Here is a 384-nt window from a genome sequence, read left to right on the forward strand (position 1 = left end):
CGAGAAATGGACCATGCCGATCAGGAACTGGAAAGCAGCCATGAACCGGTTTGAAATTATGTTTCCTGACCGGTTCAAGGAGTAATAGTTTTGGTGGCGTTTACACAGAATTATTTACAGGCTCCATAAAAACATATCTGAGATAGCAAATTTGATGTTGGCAGAATCATATTTTCCATATGTGCTTTTTTTAGAGGGTTCAAATTTTTTGACCAAAAATATTTCAATCCAAAGACCTGATGGTAGAGTTGTTCATCTAGTGTCATCACCGATGTAATAAGTCTTCAAAACACCAGTTTAATTTGACCTCCCGATTAACCCTTTTCTGGCCGATTGTTTTCCTGTTGGTATCAAGCAGGGAGCAGCGCCATGACCAATCGAGAG

General features: G+C 39.8%; 1 protein-coding gene. It reads left to right on the plus strand.

Annotation, left to right across the window (positions count from 1 at the left end; genetic code table 11):
* Window positions 1-112 precede the first annotated feature (112 nt).
* Complete coding sequence (locus tag AK963_RS36985; RefSeq protein ID WP_420795633.1) at window positions 113-277, plus strand: EcoRI family type II restriction endonuclease; 165 nt, start codon at window positions 113-115, stop codon at window positions 275-277.
* Window positions 278-384 lie beyond the last annotated feature (107 nt).

The organism is Endozoicomonas atrinae, assembly GCF_001647025.1.
Taxonomy (GTDB): domain Bacteria; phylum Pseudomonadota; class Gammaproteobacteria; order Pseudomonadales; family Endozoicomonadaceae; genus Endozoicomonas; species Endozoicomonas atrinae.